1 protein-coding gene is annotated in these 881 nt (G+C 62.3%); it reads left to right on the top strand.

What is annotated here, in order from left to right; genetic code table 11:
• Positions 1-618 precede the first annotated feature (618 nt).
• A partial coding sequence (locus tag ACWTU9_RS33155; RefSeq protein WP_455862008.1) for a hypothetical protein occupies positions 619-881 on the top strand: 263 nt, incomplete at its 3' end.

Genomic DNA, 881 nt, shown 5'->3' with positions numbered 1-881 from the left:
CGATGCACTCGCACGCGGATTGTAGCATATCCCCTTTGCATGCCAGCCTCCGGGAACACGCAGCTAGACAGGAGCAAGATGGCCTGCCCGTGGGCCGCGCATCAATCTCAGCAATGGTTGACCCATGACCACCTTTCCGACGCAATGGAAACAGCCATGCGAACCATGGACGAGTGCCGGACCTCCTCCGAGGTCGCGGCTATGATCGAAAGCATGCTGCGGCACTGCACCGACAATGGATATCTTGCGCACACAGCTCGACAGCGATGGCCACGGCGAGGTGCGTTGGCCTTCTGCCGCTTGGACACTTCAAGCGGGCGCCGGCGGTTGAGGCAACGCCGCCGCCTGGACCTGTCCCGCATGGAGCTGCGGCGGCAACTCGGCATGCGACCATCTGCTGGTTCTCTTTATTTTCGTCAAGGTCTGCGCGCGACCGCGCTGATCGTACTGACCTGAAAGAGGCGCTGAGCTGAATCCCCGATTGAAGAACGGCCTGCCGATCGAGCCGGCGACGAGCTGCGCGCTGTCCCGTCGCCGGTTGGCGATACCGCATCCCGCTTTTACCGTGGCGCTACATCAAGCCGTGACACGGAACATCGAAGACAAAGGAAATGACGCATGATCCCCGAAAACACTGAGATCAGTCCGGAGATGTGGGCTTTCGTGCGGGAGCTGACGGGTCTCTCTCCGTCGCCGAACGACCCGATGGACATGGCTGGCCCGATCGAACTGCCTGCGCACGACTTTCTGGCGACGGATGAAGACATGGCCGACGGGATGCCACTGCAGCAGTACCTGTCGTCCGCCGAATTGTCGGAGCAGGCGGGCCAGCAGGGGCATGTTTGGCCGCCGGCTGCGCCGTTGCAAGCCTTTGCCGGCCC

The sequence above is a fragment of the Mesorhizobium sp. 128a genome, assembly GCF_053848025.1.
The sequence above is the reverse complement of the archived record's forward strand: the minus strand, read 5'-3'. Positions and strand labels throughout refer to the sequence as shown.